The organism is Halarcobacter mediterraneus (genome assembly GCF_004116625.1).
GTDB lineage: Bacteria > Campylobacterota > Campylobacteria > Campylobacterales > Arcobacteraceae > Halarcobacter > Halarcobacter mediterraneus.
Genome location: NZ_NXIE01000003.1, coordinates 215,255 through 237,737, shown reverse-complemented (window position 1 = coordinate 237,737; position 22,483 = coordinate 215,255). Strand labels below are relative to the sequence as shown.

The window sequence follows — 22,483 nt, the reverse complement described above, 5'->3', positions numbered from 1 at the left end:
AGTCCTTATATTTTATAAAATTTTAGGTATAATAGCAAAATACTATTAAACTAAATGAATATATCTTAAGGTCATAAAAAATTAAGCTTATATTTAAGAGTAATGTTCTATTAGGTACATAAAAATCAAAAAAGAAGGAAAGTAATGTCAACAGTAAGTTACAAAGATGCTGGTGTAGATATTGATGCTGGTAACCAGTTTGTTGAAAATATTAAACCACATGTTAAATCTACTTTAATCCCAGGAGTACTTGGAGGAATTGGTTCATTTGCAGGAGCATTTGAATTACCAACAGGATATAAAAAACCAGTTTTATTATCAGGAACTGATGGGGTAGGTACAAAACTTAAACTAGCGATTGACTCAAAAAAATTTGATACAGTAGGAATTGACTTAGTTGCAATGTGTACAAATGACTTACTTTGTAATTTTGGAGAGCCATTATTTTTCCTAGATTACTATGCAACTGCAAAGTTAGAAGTTGATGCAGCAACTGATGTTGTAAAAGGTATTGCAGAAGGTTGTATTAGATCTGAATGTGCATTAGTAGGTGGTGAAACTGCTGAAATGCCTGGTATGTACAAAGAAGGTGATTTTGATTTAGCAGGTTTTTGTGTAGGTATTGCAGAAAAAGAAGAGTTAAACAGAATTGAAAAAATAGAAGAGGGTGATGTTTTAATCGCACTTCCTTCTTCAGGTGTTCACTCAAATGGATTCTCTCTTGTTAGAAAACTTCTTTTAGAAAAACTTGGAATGACTTTAGAAGATGAATTTGATGGTAAAATTTTAAAAGATGTTTTATTAGAACCAACAAGAATTTATGTTAAAGAATTCAAAGCTAATAAAGATAAAATCAATGCCTTAGCACATATTACAGGTGGTGGTATTACTGAAAACTTACCAAGAGTACTTCCAGACAACTTAAAAGCAGTTGTTGATAGAAGTAAAATCCAGGTATTACCAATATTTGATTATATGGGACAATTCGTAGAACAAGAAGAGATGTACAGAACATTTAACATGGGTGTTGGTATGGTTCTTGTTGTAAATCCTTCAAATGTAGATTCTGTATTAGAAAACACAGATGGTTATGTTATTGGGGAAATTAAAGCCGGAGAAAAAGAAGTAGAATATATTTAATCTTTTACTTCTAAAATTAAAAGGCAAGTGTAAAAACTTGCCTTTTATGTTTCTTTCATTTCAATAAATAAGAAGTGAGAGTCTGTAGTTGCTTCAATAGTTAAATCTTTTTCTTTAGTAATTTCCATTGCATCACCTCCATTTATCTCATTACCATTTATTAATGAAGTCCCTTCAATCTGTACAAAATATATTTGTCTATTTTTAATTACTTTAAAGTCCAAAGTCTTTCCTTTTTCTAATTCACTTACATATAAATTTACATCTTGATGAATTTTTATAGGAGCTTCACCTTCGAGGGAAGAAACTATATTTAGCAAAGTGTTTTTTCTTTGTTTTTCTTTATATTTATAGGAACCATAAAGGGAAGGTAAGCCTTTTTTAGGAGGTATAATCCAAATTTGAAGAACTCGTAAGTCTTTACTTTTATGTAGATTATATTCACTATGAAAAATTCCATCACCTGCACTTAAATATTGCACTTCTCCTCTTTTTAGAGTTTCGGAATTATTCATTGAATCTTTATGTGTAATCTCACCTTCAATAATATATGTAATTATCTCCATATTTTGATGTGGATGAGTATTGAAACCACTTTTGGGATGAATAATATCATCATTTAAAACTCTTAAAACACCAAAGTTGATATTATTTGGATTTCTATATTCTGCAAAAGAGAAATGAAATCTACTTTCTAGCCAACCTAAATTTGATTTCCCCATACTTTCTTTTGTAATTTTTTTGATCATTTAGTTTCCTTTATCAAAGGCAAAAGACTCCATTGAGATATTAGAGTACATAAATTCACTATTAAAAGAGATACCTTTTTTATTATAAGCACTTCCATAGATTATATATAGTGGAATAAAATGTTCAGATGAAGGATGATTTTGATAGAAGCTTTTCTCTTTGGTTATATTTATAAGACTATTTTCATCTGCTTCTTCTATAGTCTTAATAACAATTTCATTAAATTCTTTAGCATATTTTTTTATTTCATTACTATGGGAGATGCCTCTTAAGTTATGGGTAATTCCTCCACTACCAATAATCATAGCTTCATCTTTTAATTCTTTTATAATTTCTCCTAAATGGATTAATTCTTCATAAGAGTATGAATAAGGCAATGAAAGTTGAATAATAGGAATATCTATTTTTTCATACATAAGAGCTAAACAAGTCCAAACTCCATGGTCAAAACTTGTTCTTAGAGCATCAATTGACACATTAATACCATTTTCTTTTAAGTGATTAAAAACTTTTAATGATATATCTTTATTACTTGATATATCATATTTATATTCGTATAACTCTCTTTCAAAACCATAAAAATCATACATTAAATCTTTTGTTGTGTAGTTTATAATTTTTAAGTCTTTAGTTAAATAATGAGAAGAAAAAATAATAATATATTTTGGTTTCTTTAATGTTTTTGAAAAAGAATTAATATTTTTATTACTTTGAGTATTTTGTAATACAATATTTGGTGCACCATGTGAAATAAATAATGAAGGAAAGGTAGTACTTTTCATAATTAGTCCTTGAAGGACCTTAGCTAATTACTTAGCTAAGATACCTTCTAGTTCTACAATTAGTTTTACTTCTTTCCCTACTGCTAGACCACCTGCTTCTAATACTGTATTATATTTTATTCCATAATCAAATCTATCAATTTTTCCAGTTAATACAAGCCCAACTCTAGTATTTCCCCAAGGATCTTTTATCGAACCATTATTTTCTAAGTCTAAAGTAATATCTTTTGTAACACCTCTCATAGTTAGTTTACCATGGGCTTTATCCCCTTCTACTTTATCTAATTTAAATGTAATTTCTGGATATTTATTAACTGCGAAGAAATCAGATTCTTTTAAGTGATCATCTCTTTTTTTATTTGCAGTATCAATTGAGGCTACTTTTACAGTACCATTTAGTGATTTTAGTGTTTTTGTTTTTTCATCATATTCAAAAGAACCAGTAAAGTCATTAAAACTTCCCGTTACATTTGAAATCATCATATGTTTTACTTTAAAACCAACATTTGAATGGCTCTTATCTAAATTATATGTACCTGCATATAGTGCACTTGTTGCTAAAATTGAAACTAAACCTGCTTTCATTAACTTTGTCATAAATCGTCCTTTTTGTTTTATTACTACTAATTAGTAATATAAATGTAAAATTTTTTAGTTTGCTTGATAAACCTTATCTAAAAGATTATATAAAGTACCAAGTTCTTGCTCATTTAAAACTGATAATGAATTATATAACTTTTTTGCATGGTCTGGAAATACTTTTTCAATTAAAAGCTTACCTTCTTCTGTTAATGTAAGAATAGAATTTCTTCTATCTTGAGGAAGTTTAATTGAGGTAATTAGTCCATCTCTTTTTAGATTTTTTATTACTACTGTAATATTTCCAGGTGTACTCATAGTAAGTTTTGTAATTGAACTGGTATTTAAATCACCACGATGATAAAGTACTTCAAGCACCTTAAACTGATTAAAAGTTAGATTGTATTCACTTAAATAATTTACTGTATTATTATGAATCTTAAGTCTAAGTCTCTCTAGTTTTACTATAGTTTTCATTGACTTATCAGTTCTTTTCCCATAACTTTTAAGTGATTCTTTTATCATAAACCTAACTCCTAAAATAAAATTATAATACTAATTAGTAATAATGTCAAGATTTTTTTGTTAAATTAATAATTTTAGTAAATAGATTGAGAAGAAATTATATAGAAAGTTTAATTAAAAAGGGCTAGTTAATAAACTAGCCCTTTTTATTAAGTAAGTTATTTATTAAGCAGCTTTTTTAGCAACTTTTTTAGCAGCTTTTTTAGCTTTTTTAACTTTTGTTGGTTTTAATTTTAAAACTTTTTTTGTAACTTTTTTAGCAACTTTTTTTACGTCTTTTTTCTTAGCAACTTTTTTAGCAGCTTTCTTAGCTATTTTAGCAACTTTTTTTTCTTTTAATTCTTTTGCCATAATTTTTCCTTTAAAATTGTGAAATTATCTATTACTTATTGAAAATAGTAATATAATATGGGCATTATACATATAAACATTTATAATGTCAAGGCTTATAACTGAAAAAAAACTTAAATTTATAAACTTTTTTATTTAACCATTAAATTATAATCACTTAGATATAATATCGAGTTTGACTAAAAGCTTATAAGGAAATTTATATGTTATTAACACCAGGACCAACTCCTGTACCGGAATTTGTTAGAAAAGCAATGGCTGATGTTACAATACATCATAGAACACCAGAATTTGAAAAGATTTTTCAAGAAACAAGAGAATTACTTTTTGAATTGTATAAAATGGATGAAGTTGTTATGCTTGCTTCAAGTGGCTCAGGTGCAATGGAAGCTTGTGTTACTAATTTAACAAAGAAAAAAGCATTAACTATTAATTCAGGTAAGTTTGGTGATAGATTTGGAAAAATTTGTAAAGCTTTTGATATAGAATATACTGAAATAAAAAATGAATGGAATACTCCTGTAAGTATTGAAAATGTAGTAGATATAATAAAAAATGATAAAGATATTGATTCAATATTTATTCAGATTTGTGAAAGTGCAGGAGGATTAAGACATCCTGTAGAAGAGATTGCAAAAGCAGTTAAAGAAATCAATAAAGACATTTCAATAATAGCAGATGGTATCACTGCAATAGGTGTAGAAAAAATTGATACAATAAATCTAGATGCAGTAATAACTGGAAGTCAAAAAGCTTTAATGCTTCCTCCAGGTTTAGCAGTAATAGGATTATCAAACTCTGCTGTTGCAAAGATTGAAGAAAATGCTAGAGGTTTCTATTTTAACTTAGCAACAGAAATAAAAAAACAAAAAACAAATACAACAGCTTGGACAGCAGCAACTACTTTAATTATTGGATTAAAAGAGATACTATCGTATATTAAAGAAAATGGTGGTTTCGAAAAACTTTATTCTGATACTTCAAAAAGAGCAAATGCTACTAGAGAAGCTTTAAAAGCTATTGGATGTGAAATCTATCCTAAAACACCTGCAAATGCAATGACAACAGTTTACACAGAAAATGCACCAGAAATTAGAAAAATATTAAAAACAAAATATAATGTAAATATTGCTGGGGGACAAGACCATATTAAGAAATTGATTTATAGAATAAATCATATGGGATTAGTAGAAGATTTTGAAGCAACTTGGGTAGTAAATGCAATAGAGCTTACAATGGATGAATTAAAAATAAGACCTTTTGATGGAACAGCTTCAAAAGTATTCTCTGAAGTAATGTTTAAAGGAAATTAAGATTATGGTTTTTGAACATGAAATACCAAAAGGTTCGAGATTATATTTTGGTAAAACAGCAAAGGCAAAAAGGAATTTAGAAAATAAAGTTTGTGATCTTCTTGATGTTAATGGTTTTGAGGAAATTATTACTCCTAATTTTTCTTATTCTCAACATCAAGCAATTGAAAATGATAAAAAATTAATAAAATTTTCTGATGAAAAGAATGAACAAGTTTCATTAAGAGCTGATTCAACTTTAGATGTTGTTAGAATTATTACTAAGAGATTAGGTAGAACAACTTCTCATAAGAAATGGTTTTATGTTCAACCTATTTTTTCTTATCCTTCAACTGAAGATTATCAAATTGGTTGTGAATGGATAGACCATAATAATATTGCAGATCTTATTAATATTACAGGAAATATTTTAAATGAGTTAGCTATTAATCCAGTATTACAGCTTTCAAATATAAATATACCAAAACTAATTTCAAAAGAGTTCGAAATAGATATTGATTTTTTTAAAAATGGTGAAATTTCAAAGTTATTTGATTTGGATATTGTTTGGTTAAATCAATTAATAAAAGTAAAAGATATACAAGATTTAGAAAAAGCGATAAAAATTGCTCCAGAAGTAATAAAAGCTGAATTAGAAAAACTTTTAAATACAGCAAATGAAATAGAATACAAAAATTTAGTTATTGCTCCACTTTATCATGGTAGTTTAAAATATTATGATGATGTATATTTTAGAGTTATTCAAGACAATTTTGTAATCAGCAAAGGTGGACAATACAGTTCTAATGGGATTTCTTCATTAGGCTTTGCACTTTATACAGATAGTTTATTAAAAATTTTAGAGGATTAGGGAAGATATGAAAGCAGATTTAATAGTTGGTATCCAGTGGGGAGATGAAGGTAAAGGTAAGATGGTTGATATGCTTGCCCAAGATTATGATATTGTTTGTAGGTCACAAGGTGGTCACAATGCTGGTCACACAATTTGGGTAGATGGAGTTAGATATGCTTTACACTTAATACCATCAGGAGTTTTAAATCCAAAGGCTATAAATATTATCGGAAATGGAGTTGTTGTTTCTCCTGAAGCTATTATTAAAGAAATGTCTCAATTCAATGATTTAGAAGGAAGATTATTTATTTCAGATAAAGCTCATTTAAATTTACCATATCATTCAGAAATTGATCAAGCTAAAGAGAGATTAAAAGGTGATAAGGCAATTGGAACAACAGGAAAAGGTATTGGTCCTGCATATTCTGAAAAGATATCAAGAACAGGTTTTAGAGTAGGTGAGTTATTAAACCCATCAAAACTTGCAGAAGGTATTACTGAATATTTTGAACAAAGTAAAGCTATTTTTGAAGTTTTAAATATTAAGATGCCATCAAAAGATGAATTAGTAAAACTACTAACTTCTTATAAAGAAAAACTTGAGCCATTTATTGCAAATACTACTAATATGGTATGGAAAGCTTTAGATGAAGATAAAAAGATTCTTTTAGAAGGTGCACAAGGTACCTTACTTGATATTGATCATGGAACATATCCTTATGTAACTTCTTCTTCTTGTGTAAGTGCAGGAGCTTGTACCGGTTTAGGAATAAGTCCAAAAGATATTGGAATTGTTACAGGAATTGTAAAAGCTTATACAACAAGAGTAGGAAATGGACCATTTCCTTCAGAAGATTTTACGGAGCAAGGACAAAAAATAGCTGATATTGGTAAAGAAGTTGGAGTAACTACAGGAAGAGGAAGAAGATGTGGTTGGTTTGATGCAATTGCTGTAAAACATGCAAGTAGATTAAATGGTTGTGACCAATTATCTTTAATGAAATTAGATGTTTTAGATGGTTTCCCTAAAATTAAAATTTGTGTAGCTTACGATTTTAATGGAGAAAGAATTGATTATATGCCATCAGATTTAGAAAGTGTTAAACCAATATATGAAGAAATTGATGGTTGGGATAGTGTTGTTGGATGTAGAGATTTTGACTCTCTACCTGATAATGCAAAAAAATATATTGAAAAAATAGAGGAATTAACTGGAGTAAGAGTTGGAATAGTATCAACATCACCAGAGAGAGCAGATACAATTATAAGAGGATAGCCCCATGAGAATGAAATTACATCACACGCCATATATCTCAAGAAGAATTTCACGTGACTTAGTTAATTGTGATTTTGTAGAGATTAGAAAGACTAAAGAGGAAATTTCAGAAGAGATAGAGAGTATCTTAGATGCTGATATAGAAAAAGAACATGACTTAGATGAAAAAGTACATGAATTATTAGATGGTCAAGAAGAAGAAATAGAGTTTTTAAATGCAGATAGAAGACAATTATTTTGGTTAACAAAAAAAAGACTTGCAAATGACTTTGGAGTAATTTTAAATAATGAAGATAGGTTTTCAGATATTGCACATAAAGTATTAGATTACTTATGGGAAGAAGATTATATTCATTATACTTGTTCTGATAATCAAGTAAAAAATGTAATTTTCGCATCTATAGATGAGTTTTTAAAAGGTTTTGAAAAAGCTGACGATGCAGTAATGGAAAAAATTAAACATTATAAAAGAAAGCTTATTCCAGGAACAGAAGAATATGATATTGTATATCATAGATTATATGAAGAAGAATTAATAAAAAGAGGACTAATGTAATGCAAAAAGTATGGATTTATTTAGAAAATGGAACATTCTTAGAAGCAAATTCTTTTGGAGCAACAGGTACAACAGTTGGAGAAATAGTTTTTAACACTTCTTTAACTGGTTATCAAGAAATCATTTCAGACCCAAGTTATGCTGGACAATTTGTAACATTCACTATGCCAGAAATTGGTAATGTAGGTGTAAATGCAGATGATATGGAAAGTAAAACTGCTTACTGTAAAGGAATACTTGTAAGAAATTATCATCATGAGTATTCAAATTATAGAGCAGAAAATGATTTAAACTCATTTTTAAAAGAGCACGGAGTTCTTGGAATCTGTGATATTGATACAAGATATTTAACAAAAATGTTAAGGGATGAAGGAGCAATGATGATGATTGCTTCTACAGAAATTTCTAATAAAGAAGAGTTAGCAGACAAATTAGAAAAGAGCCCAAGAATAGAAGATATTAATTACATAAAAGAAGTAAGTACTAAAGAAACTTATGTTCATAAAAATGGTGCTTGGAACCACTTAAAAAAAGAATATAATAAAGCAGTAATGAGTGATAAAAAAATTGTAGTTATTGATTTTGGTGTTAAAAGAAATATTTTGAATGAGCTTGTAGAATCAGGATTAGAGGTTGAAGTTGTTCCTTCTTCTTTTAATGCAGATGAGTTAATTTCAAGATTTGAAAAGAAAGAAATAGGTGGAGTTTTCTTATCAAATGGTCCTGGAGATCCTTTAACATTGACAGAAGAAAAAGAGCAAGTTCAAAAATTAATAGAAGCAAATATACCAATGTTTGGAATTTGCTTAGGACATCAAATGTTATCAATTGCTCATGGATATGACACATATAAATTAAAATTTGGACAACATGGTGGAAATCATCCTGTTGCAAACCCAGAGACAAGAGTTGTAGAAATTACAGCACAAAATCATAATTATAATGTTCCTGATAATATTGTTGAAATTGCAGAAATTACACACCAAAACTTATTTGATAATACAATTGAAGGTGTAAAATATAAAAATAAAGAGATTTTCTCTGTTCAACACCATCCTGAAGCTAGTCCTGGACCTCATGAATCAAAGTATATCTTTGATGAATTTGCAAAGATTGTAAAATAAGTTTTCTTATTTTACAATCAAAGTAGTTAATCTTTTATTCCCCAAAGTTCTTCCCTAATTTTTCTTGCATTTTTTATATATAAACTCAAAAAAGAACTATGATAAAGTATTAATATACAAAAAGAAGTTATTAGGGCAATACTATTAAAAGTGATTAAAAAAGCTTTATTCTCATTCCATGCGTAAACTAGGCTAATAAATACAGCGATAAACAAAATAATACTATAAATTCTCGATAAAGTAATTCCTATATTTTTTTGTATGATAACTAAAAAAATAGTTGTTACAAGAATAGTTGACATAATAAACATAGATAAAAAGATAATTAAAAATAAATCTTTACCTAATACTTCTATAGAAGTGATTGTAATAGATACAATAGTGAAACACTGTACTAAAATAGAAAAAACTAAAAGAAAAACTCCTTTAGGAAGTAAAGAATTAAAAGTTTTAAAAAATGAAGAAAAAGCTTGTATCATTAAGATAAGAGTTAAAGAACAAATTTTTCAAGAAGATAATATGTACCATTTGTTGCAATTCCCGCAGCAACACCTGCAAGTAAATCATCACCCATTACTCCCCAACCACCTTTTACTTCTCTATCGATTCTTCCAATAATTGAAGGTTTCCAAATATCAAAAATTCTAAAGTAAATAAATCCTAAGGCTGCAATATAATAGATATTTTCAGGTGTTATGGTACAAATAGATAGTGTTAGCCACATTCCTGCAAGCTCATCTATAACTATTTCTTTACTATCATGTTCTTGGACTTCTTCTTCATATTTATTAATTTCTCTGGCTGCTATAACTGATATTAAGATAGTTAATAAAAATAAAGTAGAAATATCTATTATTTGTAATAATAAAACTGCAAAAATCAAAGATAAAAAACTACCAGCTGTTCCTGGCGCCTTAGGGCTTAATCCACTATAAAAAACTGTTAAAAATAGCTTTCTCATTATTTTTTCTTCTCAATTCCTAATTTTTTTCTTTTTTCCCAAAGAGATTTTCTAGAAATCCCTAACTTTTTACTAAGTTCCGTATCTGGATATTTACTTTGATATGATAAAACCATCATTTTTACATAATCATTTATTGTCATAATACTATTTGTCATAAGAAGCGTATCTGATTTTTCAAACTCAATTTTTGTATAAGGAAACTCTTCTTCTTTTTCTAGGGAAACAAGAATACATTTTTTATCTTCAATAAGTTTATTTAAGTTCTCTTTCGCACTCTTTTTAAGTGAATGGTAATCTGTCAGATAAAAAATACCATTAAATTTTTCGTTTATGCTTTTTTGCCAATTATCTGTACCTAGTGATATAAATTTCATTTGAAGATCAAGTTTTCTTACTAGTTCAAAAGCTAATTTATCTGCACTAATTTGAGAATTTGTTTCTATTAATGTAGGAAAAGAAGTTGGTAATACATGGTTACTTGTATCAACATCATTAAATTGAAAATCAAGATAGTCTCTTAATGTTTGTAATTCTTTTCTTATTGACCTACATTCTCTATAATGGTAAATTTTTCTAACTAATTCATCCATTATAAAAGGTTTCATAATATAGTCTTTTGCACCTTCTTTTATTGGGTCTGTAACCGTTTCATCTGATATATAAGAAACTAAAAGAAGAATAATAGAGTCATTATATCTTCTGATAATTGTTTTGCATAATGCTGCAGGTAATGATGTAGAAAGAAGAATAATATCATAATCCTTTGTTAGATTATCAATATTAGGAGACTCTACAAAATCACAATTATGTCCATCATCTAATAGTCTAGATACAACTTTTTGTGCTAAGTAAATTTCACTTTCAATTATAAGAATATTCATTTTTTCGTCCAATCATAGTATTTTAAAGTAGCAATTGTTTGTACTGCAACTCCTTCTTTTCTTCCAATAAAACCAAGTTTTTCAGCAGTAGTTGCTTTTATATTTACAAACTGTTTTTCAATATGTAATAAAGAGGCAATTTTATTTTTTATTTGTATTTTATAGGGATTAATTTTAGGTTGTTGAGCTGTAATTGTTAAATCAATATTAACAATTTCATATCCTACATTATAAATAAATTTTATAATTTCTTCTAAAAGTATTTTAGAATCAATATTTTTAAATTTATTATCAGTGTCTGGGAAAAATTCTCCAATGTCTCCTGCTCCACAAGCTCCTAATAAAGCATCAATAAGAGAATGTATTAAAACATCACCATCACTATGAGCTTTAAACCCATAAGGCACATCTATTTTTATACCACCTAGATACATTTGTTTATTCTCTTCAAAAGGATGAATATCATATCCAATACCTGTAAAGAAGTTTTTACTTGGAGCTTTTAAACAAGTGATTTCATTTAGATCACTTGTAAGAGTAAGTTTTTTACTTTCTTTACTTCCTTGGATATAATGTATTGTTCCTTTTATTGCTTTTATTGCAGAACTATCATCTGTAAACTCAATATTTGTTTCAAGGGCTTTTTTTAAAATATTTGTTTTAGATAATTGAGGAGTTTGAATTAACTTTACATTTTCCCTATTAATTGTTTTTTCTTCATATATAACTGTATCATTTACATTTAAAACAGGAACTATGCAGTCAGCTTTTTCTTTTTCTTCAATAAGAGAAAGTATAATTTCTTTTGGGATACAAGCTCTTGCCACATCAGTTACCATTACATATTTTGATTCTACTTTCTGTAATGAGTTCTTCATTGATTGTTGTCTTGTCTCTCCACCTACAACAAATTCATATTCATCATTAAAATTTTTCATATAATTAAGTTCTTCTTTTGAAGAAGTGATGATGATTTTATCAAAATTGTATAAGTTTTGGATTTTTTTAGCAACAAATAGCCATAAAGGAGAGTTCTCTAGTCTTAACCATTGTTTCTTTGCTTGAAGACCAAATCTAGTGGAGTTCCCTGCACAGAGTATAATTAATGTAACATTTGACACAAAGCCCCTTTGAGTAAAAAAGTTACACATTATACTTGTATTAAACTTATGAAACCTTAAAGCCCTTCTTCTAATTTATATTTAATAGATTCAATGGATTTACTTAAAAGGTCTGTATCAAAACCATATTCTATTGCCTTATTTAAAGCTCTTTGAATATTAGCTTCTGATAATGGATTTGTAATGTCAGATAAAATTTTTATAATCTCTAAGATTTTTACTTTTTCAACATAGTCAGTAGGGCAGTGTTCTACGTCTTCAACAAATCCAATTGCAAAAATTAAGTTATGACTTAAGTTCCAATGTTTGAAAATATTTGCAGTAATTCTTGCACAAGAAAAACCTACAAACTCTTTTTCAACTAATGATATATTTTTAGTTATTGCTAATTGTTCTTGAAATTCTTCTTTTTTATCATTTTCTTGGATTATTTCTGAGATAACAAACTTCCCAGTTTCCTGTAAAAATGCAGGTAGTAAAAGCTCTTCTTTCAAGTCATGGTCAATTTTTGAAACCCAAGTATTAACTAAATTTGAAGCTAAATTACATGAAAACATAAAGTCATCAGTTGATACTGAATATGAAGATAAATCAGATTTAATTAGATTTTGAATAACAGAACCAAGAGCAATTGAAATAGTAAAGTTAACTCCAAGTAAAGAAATTGCTCTACTAGGTGTTTCTACTTCACTTACGAAGCCAAACATAGCAGAATTAGCAACTCTAAGTACTGTTGTAATAATTAAAGGGTCTTTTTCTATAATTTTTAGTAAATCAAGTGGTTCTTTTGTTGGCATTTTCCTAAACTCTTCTAATTCAAGGACAGAGTTTGGTAAAGGAGGTAAAGAATCAATTTTTTCTACTATTAACTGTTTCATTGTTGTTCCTGTAAATCAAATTTTAATATAATATCAATTAATTGTTTATACTCATCTGTATTTAATCGTAATAAGTCTAGTTTATCTTGAAATATATTAAAGTTTCTTTTTTTCTTTAAAAATATACCACTTGTGAAAAAGTCTTTTAAAAGGTCATCTTCAAAGCTTTTTATATCATATCCCTCTGAAAGAGTTTTATTTTTTAAATTTTCAAAATAAAGATCTATAATATTTTTAAATTTTGATTTTGTCATATCAAAACTTAGATTTTTAAAATATATTTTATGAATCAAGGTTAAAACTAAGAAAGAAGCATTATTTGTTAAAACTGCATATTCTGTATTTATTTCTGTAAACTCATTATTACCAAATCTAGATGATTTACTTAAATCAAAACCATGGAATATTTTTTCTAAATTAAGGTGATATTTTTCAAAGCTATATTCCAAAGGATATGAACTTATATCATGATAATCAACATGTGAAAAATAGTATAATTGTTCTCCTATTAGATTATTTAAAATATTTAAATGTTTCATATCTAAAGGTAGAAAAAGTTTTAACATACTTTTTGATTCTTTTAAAGTTTGAAAAAAGTTTTCAATATTTTCTCTTTTTTTATAATCTTTTGTAAATATACTACACAGTTCAGTAAAAATTTTAATAACTAATAAATAGCACTTAAATTCTAATTCAAACCTAGATTTATTTGAATTAAAACTCTCTTTTAATAACTCTTCATAAAACCTAAAAATTTTTGAAATTTCTTCTATGTTAAATTGATTATTTTCATAAATATTGAATTGTTTATTTAAAGTAAGATGATGAATTAAAGCCACAAATAGGTCTTGATTTCGTTCTTTATTACTTAATAAATATTCAAAATCATTTTTTGTTTTTGTGTAAATGTAATTTAATTCATTTGTAGTTTTCATAGAAACCTTAAATTGTAAAATAAGTTATTATATTCTAAGAAAGCTTATATGTTTAATAAATAAAAACTAGTTGTTTTAATTAAGTTTATATAAACTAAATTTGATATAATCAACTCAAATTATATACATAGGAATTTTATAATGAGAGATTGGTTAGACAATCATCAAAATGATGAAGTTAGGACACAAATGTATTATGCCAAAAAAGGCATTATTACACCAGATATGGAATATGTTGCAAAAGTTGAAAAAATTGAACCAGAATTGGTTAGAGATGAAGTAGCAAGAGGAAGGTTAATAATCCCTGCAAATGTTAATCATAAACATCTTAACCCTATGGCAATTGGTATGGCATCTTCGTGTAAGATAAATGCAAATATAGGTTCTTCAGCATTAGCATCAGATATTCAAGGTGAAATTGAAAAAGTTGATGTTTCTTTAAAATATGGTGCAGATACAATCATGGACTTAAGTACAGGTGGAGACTTAGATGCTATTAGAAAAGCTGTTATTGAGCACTCAACAGTTCCAATTGGAACTGTTCCAATGTACCAAATTTTACATGATGTTAAAGATAAAATTGAAAATTTATCTATTGATGTTATGTTAGATGTTCTAGAAAAACAAGCTCAACAAGGGGTTTCGTATTTTACTATTCACGCTGGATTCCTTTTAAGATTCATGCCTCATATTGCAAAAAGAAAAATGGGTATCGTTTCAAGAGGTGGTTCTTTAATGGCTGCATGGATGATGCACTACCATAAAGAAAATCCATTTTACGATGCTTTTGATGATATCTTAGATATTTGTAGAAGATATGATGTATCTTTATCTTTAGGTGATTCATTAAGACCAGGATGTCTTGCAGATGCATCTGATGAAGCTCAATTATCAGAATTAAAAGTATTAGGTGAACTAACACTTAGAGCTTGGGAAAAAGATGTTCAAGTTATGATTGAAGGACCAGGTCACGTTCCATTAAATCAAATTGAAAGAAATATGAAACTTGAAAGAGAGTATTGTCACGAAGCACCTTTTTATATCTTAGGCCCACTTACTACTGATATTGCAGCTGGTTATGACCATATTTCATCTGCAATTGGTGCAGCTGTTGGTGGATGGCATGGAGCTTCAATGCTTTGTTATGTAACTCCAAAAGAACACTTAGGATTACCAAATGCCGAAGATGTAAGAGAAGGTATTATTGCATATAAAATTGCAGCTCACTCAGCAGATATTGCTAGAGGAAGAAAGGGTGCAAGAGATATTGATGATGAAATGTCAGATGCAAGATATGCTTTTGATTGGAATAAACAGTTTGAATTATGTTTAGATCCTGAAAGAGCAAAAGAGTATCATGATGAAACTCTTCCTCAAGATGTATTTAAAGAAGCTGAATTCTGCTCAATGTGTGGACCAAAGTTTTGTTCATACAAAATCACTCAAAAGATTGTAAAAGATCATGGTGATAAGATTGAAGCAACTGCTACAGCTTAGAAAAATTTAATAAAAGATAAGTTATAAAAAAGGTCAAGTTTTTTACTTGACCTTTTTTTATTAGTAATTTGAATTAAGACAAAAGTTATCCTATTTAAAATATAATGTTAGGAAATTTTAAATAGAAACTATTTATAAGGATAGAAAGATATGGCAACTATAGCTGATATAAAAGAAGAGTTATCAAAAGTTATATATCCAGGATTCCAAAAGTCAATTGTTGATTTTGGTTTCGTAAAAGATATTCAAATAGATGCAGATGATGCCTGTACAGTGCTTTTAGATATTACTTCAAGTGCTGAAGATGTAGCTTCAAAATTAGAGGAAGATATTTCAAAAGTTTTATCTACAATTGGTATTACAAATGTAAATTTAAAGATTAGTAGACCAGAAGCTCCAAAACAACAAAGTAATAGTATGAGTGGAAATAATATTGCTCCACAAATTAAAAACTTTGTAATGGTAAGTTCAGGTAAGGGTGGAGTTGGTAAGTCAACTACAACTGTTAACTTAGCAATTGCTGCTGCAATGCAAGGTAAGAAGGTTGGTATTTTAGATGCTGATATTTATGGACCAAATATTCCAAGAATGATGGGAATAAATGGATTAGATGTTGAGGTAGTTGGAAATAAAGCAAAACCTTTTTCTGTATATGGAGTAGATGTTATGTCTATGGGGTCACTTATGGAAGAGGGGCAATCTCTTATTTGGAGAGGTGCTATGATTATGAAAGCTATTCAACAATTACTAAGGGATATTCTTTGGGAAGAGTTAGATATTTTATTCATTGATATGCCACCAGGAACTGGAGATGCTCAATTAACTCTTGCACAAAGTGTACCAGTAACATGTGGTATTAATGTCACTACTCCTCAGCATGTAGCACTTGATGATTCAAGAAGGTCTTTAGATATGTTCTCTAAACTTCATATACCTATTGGTGGAATTATTGAAAATATGAGTGGCTTTATTTGTCCAAAATGTGGAGAAGAATCGGATATTTTTGGACAAGGCACATGTGAAGATTTAGCTGACCAATATAATACACAAGTTTTAGGACTACTTCCCATTGAACCAGCAATTAGAGAAGGTGGAGATAGTGGGAAACCAGTTGTTTATTTCCAACCAGAGTCAGAATCTGCAAAAAGATATATGATTGCAGCTCAAAAATTAATTCAATTTATAGATGAAAATCATGATAAAGCAGAAAATGCTTCTATTCAACCTACAACAAATGGAGTATCTGCTTGTTCAACAAGTGCAGCTTCTTCTCAACAAAAACAAGAGTCTTCAGAAAGCTGTGGAACAGGTTGTGGGTGTCATTAAATAAAAGAGGGTGACCTCTTTTATTTATATGATTAATATTTAGTCTTTCTACTCTAAAGTTTTTATTAATATAAATTATATTATTATGAATTAACTTCTTATAGTTAATCTAAAATTTTAGGAAGATTTATGAATAATAAATTAAAATCTTTTCTTTATATAATCATAGTATTTGTTATTGTCAGTGGACTTTATTTAATTTATAAAGATATAAATAAGACAGAACTTCCAGAGGAATTTGCTTTTGGAAATGGAAGACTAGAAACTACTCAAGTTGATATCACAACAAAATTATCAGGAAGACTTCTTGAAATAAATGTAGAAGAAGGAGATATTGTTCAAAAAGGACAAATCTTAGCAAAACTTGATACAAATGAGTTGGAAGCAAAATTAAAACAAGCAAAAGCTTATGTAGAACAAGCAATACAAGAAGAAACTTATGCAAAAGCTATTGTAGAACAACGTGAAAGTGAGCTATCTTTAGCAAAAATAAATTATGATAGAACTTTAAAACTTTATAAAAATAAGAGTTTACCTTTGATTAATTTACAAAATGATGAAACAACGTTAAAAACTGCAAAAGCTGCATTACTCGCGGCAAAAGCACAAGTTGTAAATGCACAAGCTTCAATAAATGCAGCAAAAGCACAAGTTGAAACAATTCAAGTTAATATAGATGAGAGTGTACTTTATTCTCCAATAAAAGGAAGAGTATTATATAAAATAGCTCAAACTGGAGAAGTTATTGCAAATGGAGGGAAAGTTTTAGTAGTTTTAGACTTAATGAATACTTATATGACAATCTTTCTTCCAACTGCTCAAGCTGGTCTTGTAGATATTGGTTCAAAAGCTAGAATTATACTTGATGCTATTCCAGATATTGCTATTCCCTCTTATGTAACTTTTGTCTCTCCTTTAGCTCAATTTACTCCAAAAGAGATAGAAACTCAAAGTGAAAGAGAGAAGCTTATGTTTAGAATCAAAGTAAGAATTGATTCAAGCTTATTAGAAAAATACTTTGAAAAAATTAAAACAGGACTTCCAGGAATAGCCTATGTAAGGTTAGATAATTCTAAACCATGGCCAGAAGAATTAAGTCATTTACCAAAAAACTTTAAAGAATAAATAAATGGATAAATATATTGCCAAAATCAATGGGGTAACTCATAAATATGGTGATGTACAAGCTTTAAGTAGTATTGATTTAAACATCCCCTTAGGTAAAACCATTGGATTTATTGGTCCTGATGGAGTTGGAAAGTCTACACTTTTAGCTATTCTTTCTGGAGTTAAAAAGATTCAAACTGGTGAAGTTGAAGTTTTATCTGCAAATCTAAAAAAAAAGAAAGAACGAAATAGTATTCTTCCACAAATTGCTTATATGCCTCAAGGTTTAGGAAAAAATCTTTATATGACACTTTCAGTTTATGAAAATATAGAGTTTTTTGCAAGATTATTTGGTTTAGAAAAAGAGGAAAGAAAAAATAGAATTGAAAGACTTTTAAAAAGTACAGGTTTATACTCTTTTAAAGATAGACCAGCAGGGAAATTGTCAGGAGGAATGAAACAAAAACTTGGGCTTTGTTGTGCTCTTATACATGATCCTGAACTTTTAATTTTAGATGAACCTACAACAGGTGTAGACCCTTTATCAAGGAGACAGTTTTGGGATTTAGTAAATAGTATAAGAGAAACAAATCCTAAAATGAGTGTATTAGTTGCAACAGCATATATGCAAGAAGCTCAAGACTTTAATTATATTATAGCAATGGATGAAGGCAAGATATTATTTGAGGGAACCTCAAAAGAGTTATTATCAAAAACAGATACTTGTAATATAGATGAAGCCTTTATCCAGCTTTTACCAAATAATAAAAAAAGTGAACACTCAAAATTAGAAATAAAAGAGAAAGAGTTTGATGAAGAATATGCTATTCAAGCTTCTAATCTTACTATGCATTTTGGTGATTTTATTGCTGTTGATGATGTGAGTTTTGATATAAAAAAAGGTGAAATTTTTGGTTTTCTAGGCTCAAATGGTTGTGGAAAAACTACAACAATGAAAATGCTAACAGGACTTTTAGTTCCAACAAAAGGTAGTGCAAAATTATTTGGAGAATATGTAAAGGATAATTCTTTAGAAACAAGAGAAAAAGTTGGTTATATGACTCAAGCATTTTCTTTATACAAAGAATTGACAGTTTTTCAAAACCTTCATTTACATGGGGAACTTTTTCAAATAGAGAAAAAGGAGTTAAAAAATAGAATAGAAAAAATGCTTCAACAGTTTAAGTTAAAAGAATATGAGAATACCTTAACTGAAGATTTACCTTTAGGGATTAAGCAAAGATTATCTTTAGCCGTTGCTGTAATTCATGAACCTAAAATGCTTATTTTGGATGAGCCAACTTCGGGAGTAGACCCTGTATCTAGAGATAGCTTTTGGGAGCTTCTAATCCAGTTATCAAGGAAAGATAATGTAACTATATTTATCTCTACACACTTTATGAATGAAGGTGAAAGGTGTGATAGAATATCTTTAATGCATAGGGGAAAAGTTTTAGCAAGCAATACTCCTGAGAAGTTAATTGAAAAGAAGAATAAAGAGAACCTTGAAGAAGCATTTATTTCATATCTTAAAGAGGTTACTGATACTGAAATTTCAGAGGAAGTTGATATTACTGCTTCTAAGAATGATAAAAAAGAAACTAACAAGAATAAAAGTCTTTTGAGGTTATTTGGTTATAGCTATAAAGAGAGTTTAGAACTTTTACGAGATCCTGTAAGGTTGACTTTTTCTTTATTAGGAACTGTTATTTTAATGTTTGTAATGGGGTACGGAATTAGTATGGATGTAGAGGATTTAAAGTTTTCTGTTTTAGATCAAGATAAGTCACCTCAAAGTAGAGAATATATTCAAAATATTTCTGGTTCCAGATATTTCTTAGAACAAGAACAATTAATAAGTCAAAGTGATTTAGATGAAAAAATGAAAGCTTCTGAAATAAGTGTTGCTTTTGTTATTCCACCTAATTTTGGTAAAAACTTATTAAAAGGTTATTCTCAAGAAGTTGCAGTTTGGATTGATGGTACCATTCCTTTTAGAGCAGAAACAATCAAAGGGTATGTTCAAGGATTAAATAGTTCTTATCTTATTAGCACTTTAAAAGAACAATATGGGATATCATATGAATCAAAAGCAAATATCTTAGTACGATATAAGTATAATCAAGACTTTAAAAGTATAAATGCAATAGTTCCTGCTGTAATTCCTATGCTTTTAATCTTTATTCCTTCAATTTTAATGGCTTTAAGTATTGTAAGAGAAAAGGAACTTGGTTCTATTACAAATTTTTATGCAACACCTGTTAGTAAATTTGAATTCTTAGTTGGCAAACAAATTCCTTATATTTTTATAAGTATGCTTAGTTTTTTAGCTTTAGTGGTTTTAACTCTTTTAGTATTTGAAGTTCCTTTAAAAGGTAATTTTTTAATTCTTTTTTTTGCTGCTTTTTTATTTATAATAGTGACTACATCAATTGGCTTGTTTATGTCTTCTTTTGCTAAAACACAAATTGCAGCTTTAGGTGGAACAGCTATTTTCTCTCTTCTTCCTACTATTCAGTTTTCTGGTTTACAAGATCCCGTAAGTTCCTTAGAAGGCATTGGGGCATTTATAGGAAATATCTTTCCTGTAACTTATTTTATAAATATTAGCAGAGGAATATTTAGTAAGGCAGTTGAGTTTAAAGATTTACATTTAGATTTTTTTGTTTTAGTAGTTAGTATTTTTGTAATTATCTTTGTTAGTATTTTAGTTTTAAATAAGCAGGAAACATAATGAAAAGAAGTTTAAGAAACATCTATGCTCTAATGATAAAAGAATTAAGAACCTTATTCCATGATAAAATTATGTTATTTTTAATAATATACTCTTTTTCTTTTGCTATTTATATAGGAGGAACGGCAACTTCTACAGAAATAAGAAATGCTTCAATTGCTTTTGTTAATGAAGATAATTCAATATTATCAAATAGAATTATTAGTTCTTTTTATAAGCCAAGATTTAATACTCCTGGCGTTATTAATAATAATGAGATAGATTCATATATGAATTCAGGATATTATACTTTTGTTGTTGTTATTCCTAGTGAGTTTGAAAAAAATGTTATTTCAGGTAATACACCTAATATTCAAGTAAATATAGATGCAACAAGAATGTCTCAAGCGGGAATAGGTGCAGGATATATTCAAGCTATTATAAATCAAGAAATCTCATCTTTTTTAAATGCTTCAGGCACTGATTCTTTAGAGCTAGTAGAAGTTATAAATAGGTATAAATATAATTCTAGTCTTGAAAGTAGTTGGTTTGGTAGTATAAATGAAATTATAAGTAATATTGTGATGATATCCATTCTTTTATCCGCTGCATCTTTGATAAGAGAAAGGGAACATGGAACTATAGAGCATCTTCTTGTTATGCCTTTAAATCCTATTGAAATAATGTTAGCTAAAGTTTGTACTGCAAGTATAGTAGTTTTAATTTGTGTATCTTTTAGTCTAAGTTTAGTGGTTGAATATATACTTAATGTTCCTCTTAGTGGGTCAATAATACTTTTTCTATTTTGTACTTTTTTAGTTTTATTTGCTACTACATCAATTGGTATTTTTATTGGTACTATTTCTAAAAATATGCCTCAAATGGGTATGATCTTTATCTTAACAATATTGCCTTTAATGATGCTTTCTGGAACTGTAACTCCATATGAAAGTATGCCAGAATCTATACAGTTTTTAATGCACTTACTACCTATTAGTCATTTTGTAGATATTTCACAAGCAGTACTTTTTAAAGGTGCAGGAATTACAATTATTTATAAAAGTATGTTAAGTATGTTTTTAATTGGAGTAGTTTTTTTTATTTTTACATTTATTCTTTTTAAAAGAAGCTTAGATACTCAAAAGTAGTTTATTTTTCTACTCTTGAGTTTTTTTCTTCAATACCAGACATTCCAAATCTTTTAGCAAGTTCCTGTTTTACTCTTTCCGGACTTATATTCTTACTTCCAAGTGCTACTAGACAATGGTACATTAAATCAGCAGCTTCATAGATTATTTCTTCTTCATTATTGTCTTTAATTGCAAAAGTTAATTCTCCGGCTTCTTCCACAATTTTTTTCAACATAGAGTTTTCATTACCCTTTAATAATTTTGCTGTATAAGATTTTGAAGGGTCATCATTTTTCTTTTCAAGAATTGTATGGTAAAGAGTTTCTATTACTCCATATGCTGCAGTTGTGTCAATTTCTACATCTGAGATAATTTTATTTGTTTCTAAATCTGTAAAAAAACAAGACTTTCTTCCTGTATGACAAGCTACACCATTTTGATTTACTTTTATTAAAAGGGTATCATTATCACAGTCAACCATTGTTGAAACTACTTCTTGAGTATGCCCTGAACTTTCACCTTTTTTCCAAATTCTTTTTTTACTTCTACTAAAGTAATGTGCTATTTTTGTTTCAAGAGTTAATTCTAAAGCTTCTTTATCCATGTAAGCTAACATTAGAACTTCATTTGTATTTGCATCTTGAGTAATTACGGGGATTAACCCGTCCATCTTTTCCCAGTCTATTAAGTCTATAGTTTCCAT

Annotated in this window: 23 protein-coding genes; 11 read left to right on the top strand and 12 right to left on the bottom strand. The window is 28.3% G+C overall.

Features of this window, described 5'->3' with window-relative positions:
• Positions 1-144 precede the first annotated feature (144 nt).
• Positions 145-1,140, top strand: a complete 996-nt coding sequence (gene purM / locus CP965_RS08635) for a phosphoribosylformylglycinamidine cyclo-ligase (protein ID WP_129061692.1) — start codon at positions 145-147, stop codon at positions 1,138-1,140.
• A 44-nt stretch (positions 1,141-1,184) separates the two neighbouring features.
• On the opposite strand, the gene CP965_RS08630 is transcribed toward purM, so the two are convergent.
• The 5 genes from CP965_RS08630 to CP965_RS08610 all read right to left on the bottom strand — a co-directional run bounded on the left by CP965_RS08630 (position 1,185) and on the right by CP965_RS08610 (position 4,127).
• A complete protein-coding gene (locus CP965_RS08630) occupies positions 1,185-1,889 on the bottom strand; it encodes a pirin family protein (protein WP_129061691.1) in 705 nt (234 codons plus the stop codon).
• Complete coding sequence (locus tag CP965_RS08625; RefSeq protein ID WP_129061690.1) at positions 1,890-2,672, bottom strand: DODA-type extradiol aromatic ring-opening family dioxygenase; 783 nt, start codon at positions 2,670-2,672, stop codon at positions 1,890-1,892.
• Between the two features lie 27 nt (positions 2,673-2,699).
• Positions 2,700-3,269, bottom strand: coding sequence for a YceI family protein (locus tag CP965_RS08620; protein WP_129061689.1), 570 nt, complete (start codon positions 3,267-3,269; stop codon positions 2,700-2,702).
• A gap of 54 nt (positions 3,270-3,323) precedes the next feature.
• Positions 3,324-3,776, bottom strand: coding sequence for a MarR family winged helix-turn-helix transcriptional regulator (locus tag CP965_RS08615; protein ID WP_129061688.1), 453 nt, complete (start codon positions 3,774-3,776; stop codon positions 3,324-3,326).
• Between the two features lie 165 nt (positions 3,777-3,941).
• Positions 3,942-4,127, bottom strand: a complete 186-nt coding sequence (locus CP965_RS08610; RefSeq protein WP_129061687.1) for a hypothetical protein — start codon at positions 4,125-4,127, stop codon at positions 3,942-3,944.
• A 203-nt stretch (positions 4,128-4,330) separates the two neighbouring features.
• Between CP965_RS08610 and CP965_RS08605 the strand changes: the two genes are divergently transcribed.
• Genes CP965_RS08605 through carA form a run of 5 tightly spaced genes read left to right on the top strand, consistent with a single transcriptional unit; the run spans position 4,331 to position 9,228 of the window.
• Positions 4,331-5,440, top strand: coding sequence for a pyridoxal-phosphate-dependent aminotransferase family protein (locus CP965_RS08605; protein WP_129061686.1), 1,110 nt, complete (start codon positions 4,331-4,333; stop codon positions 5,438-5,440).
• Between the two features lie 4 nt (positions 5,441-5,444).
• On the top strand, positions 5,445-6,290 hold the full coding sequence (locus tag CP965_RS08600) for an ATP phosphoribosyltransferase regulatory subunit (protein WP_129061685.1): 846 nt from the start codon (positions 5,445-5,447) through the stop codon (positions 6,288-6,290).
• 7 nt (positions 6,291-6,297) lie between these two features.
• Positions 6,298-7,548: an adenylosuccinate synthase gene (locus CP965_RS08595; RefSeq protein ID WP_129061684.1), complete on the top strand. Its 1,251-nt coding sequence runs from the start codon at positions 6,298-6,300 to the stop codon at positions 7,546-7,548.
• 4 nt (positions 7,549-7,552) lie between these two features.
• Positions 7,553-8,104 carry a DUF507 family protein gene (locus CP965_RS08590; RefSeq protein ID WP_129061683.1) on the top strand — a complete coding sequence of 184 codons (552 nt, stop codon included), beginning with the start codon at positions 7,553-7,555 and terminating at the stop codon, positions 8,102-8,104.
• Positions 8,104-9,228, top strand: a complete 1,125-nt coding sequence (carA, locus tag CP965_RS08585; protein WP_129061682.1) for a glutamine-hydrolyzing carbamoyl-phosphate synthase small subunit — start codon at positions 8,104-8,106, stop codon at positions 9,226-9,228. The genes CP965_RS08590 and carA overlap by 1 nt, the downstream gene beginning before the upstream one ends.
• Positions 9,229-9,254: 26 nt before the next feature.
• Here carA and CP965_RS08580 read toward each other — a convergent pair whose 3' ends face one another.
• From CP965_RS08580 to CP965_RS08555, 6 genes are read right to left on the bottom strand one after another with little or no spacing between them, the layout of a single operon-like run.
• Positions 9,255-9,707 carry a hypothetical protein gene (locus CP965_RS08580; RefSeq protein WP_129061681.1) on the bottom strand — a complete coding sequence of 151 codons (453 nt, stop codon included), beginning with the start codon at positions 9,705-9,707 and terminating at the stop codon, positions 9,255-9,257.
• A gap of 11 nt (positions 9,708-9,718) precedes the next feature.
• Entirely contained in the window at positions 9,719-10,189 is a 471-nt protein-coding gene (locus tag CP965_RS08575) for a phosphatidylglycerophosphatase A family protein (RefSeq protein WP_129061680.1), read from the bottom strand.
• Complete coding sequence (locus CP965_RS08570) at positions 10,189-11,073, bottom strand: DNA-binding transcriptional response regulator (RefSeq protein ID WP_129061679.1); 885 nt, start codon at positions 11,071-11,073, stop codon at positions 10,189-10,191. Before CP965_RS08570 ends, CP965_RS08575 begins: the two co-directional genes overlap by 1 nt.
• Positions 11,070-12,194, bottom strand: a complete 1,125-nt coding sequence (locus CP965_RS08565) for a bifunctional 2-C-methyl-D-erythritol 4-phosphate cytidylyltransferase/2-C-methyl-D-erythritol 2,4-cyclodiphosphate synthase (protein WP_129061678.1) — start codon at positions 12,192-12,194, stop codon at positions 11,070-11,072. Before CP965_RS08565 ends, CP965_RS08570 begins: the two co-directional genes overlap by 4 nt.
• Positions 12,195-12,250: 56 nt before the next feature.
• On the bottom strand, positions 12,251-13,072 hold the full coding sequence (locus tag CP965_RS08560; RefSeq protein ID WP_129061677.1) for an HDOD domain-containing protein: 822 nt from the start codon (positions 13,070-13,072) through the stop codon (positions 12,251-12,253).
• A complete protein-coding gene (locus tag CP965_RS08555; protein WP_129061676.1) occupies positions 13,069-14,007 on the bottom strand; it encodes a hypothetical protein in 939 nt (312 codons plus the stop codon). Before CP965_RS08555 ends, CP965_RS08560 begins: the two co-directional genes overlap by 4 nt.
• Before the next feature lie 141 nt (positions 14,008-14,148).
• Between CP965_RS08555 and thiC the strand changes: the two genes are divergently transcribed.
• The 5 genes from thiC (at position 14,149) to CP965_RS08530 (ending at position 21,798) form a co-directional block, all read left to right on the top strand.
• Positions 14,149-15,504 carry a phosphomethylpyrimidine synthase ThiC gene (gene thiC, locus CP965_RS08550; protein ID WP_129061675.1) on the top strand — a complete coding sequence of 452 codons (1,356 nt, stop codon included), beginning with the start codon at positions 14,149-14,151 and terminating at the stop codon, positions 15,502-15,504.
• 150 nt (positions 15,505-15,654) lie between these two features.
• Positions 15,655-16,830 (top strand): Mrp/NBP35 family ATP-binding protein, encoded by a 1,176-nt coding sequence (locus CP965_RS08545; RefSeq protein ID WP_129061674.1) that lies wholly within the window; start codon positions 15,655-15,657, stop codon positions 16,828-16,830.
• A 129-nt stretch (positions 16,831-16,959) separates the two neighbouring features.
• Positions 16,960-17,955 carry an HlyD family secretion protein gene (locus tag CP965_RS08540; protein ID WP_129061673.1) on the top strand — a complete coding sequence of 332 codons (996 nt, stop codon included), beginning with the start codon at positions 16,960-16,962 and terminating at the stop codon, positions 17,953-17,955.
• A gap of 4 nt (positions 17,956-17,959) precedes the next feature.
• On the top strand, positions 17,960-20,671 hold the full coding sequence (rbbA, locus tag CP965_RS08535; RefSeq protein WP_129061672.1) for a ribosome-associated ATPase/putative transporter RbbA: 2,712 nt from the start codon (positions 17,960-17,962) through the stop codon (positions 20,669-20,671).
• Positions 20,671-21,798 carry an ABC transporter permease gene (locus CP965_RS08530; RefSeq protein WP_129061671.1) on the top strand — a complete coding sequence of 376 codons (1,128 nt, stop codon included), beginning with the start codon at positions 20,671-20,673 and terminating at the stop codon, positions 21,796-21,798. Before rbbA ends, CP965_RS08530 begins: the two co-directional genes overlap by 1 nt.
• Before the next feature lies 1 nt (position 21,799).
• On the opposite strand, the gene hisIE is transcribed toward CP965_RS08530, so the two are convergent.
• Complete coding sequence (gene hisIE, locus CP965_RS08525; protein ID WP_129061670.1) at positions 21,800-22,483, bottom strand: bifunctional phosphoribosyl-AMP cyclohydrolase/phosphoribosyl-ATP diphosphatase HisIE; 684 nt, start codon at positions 22,481-22,483, stop codon at positions 21,800-21,802.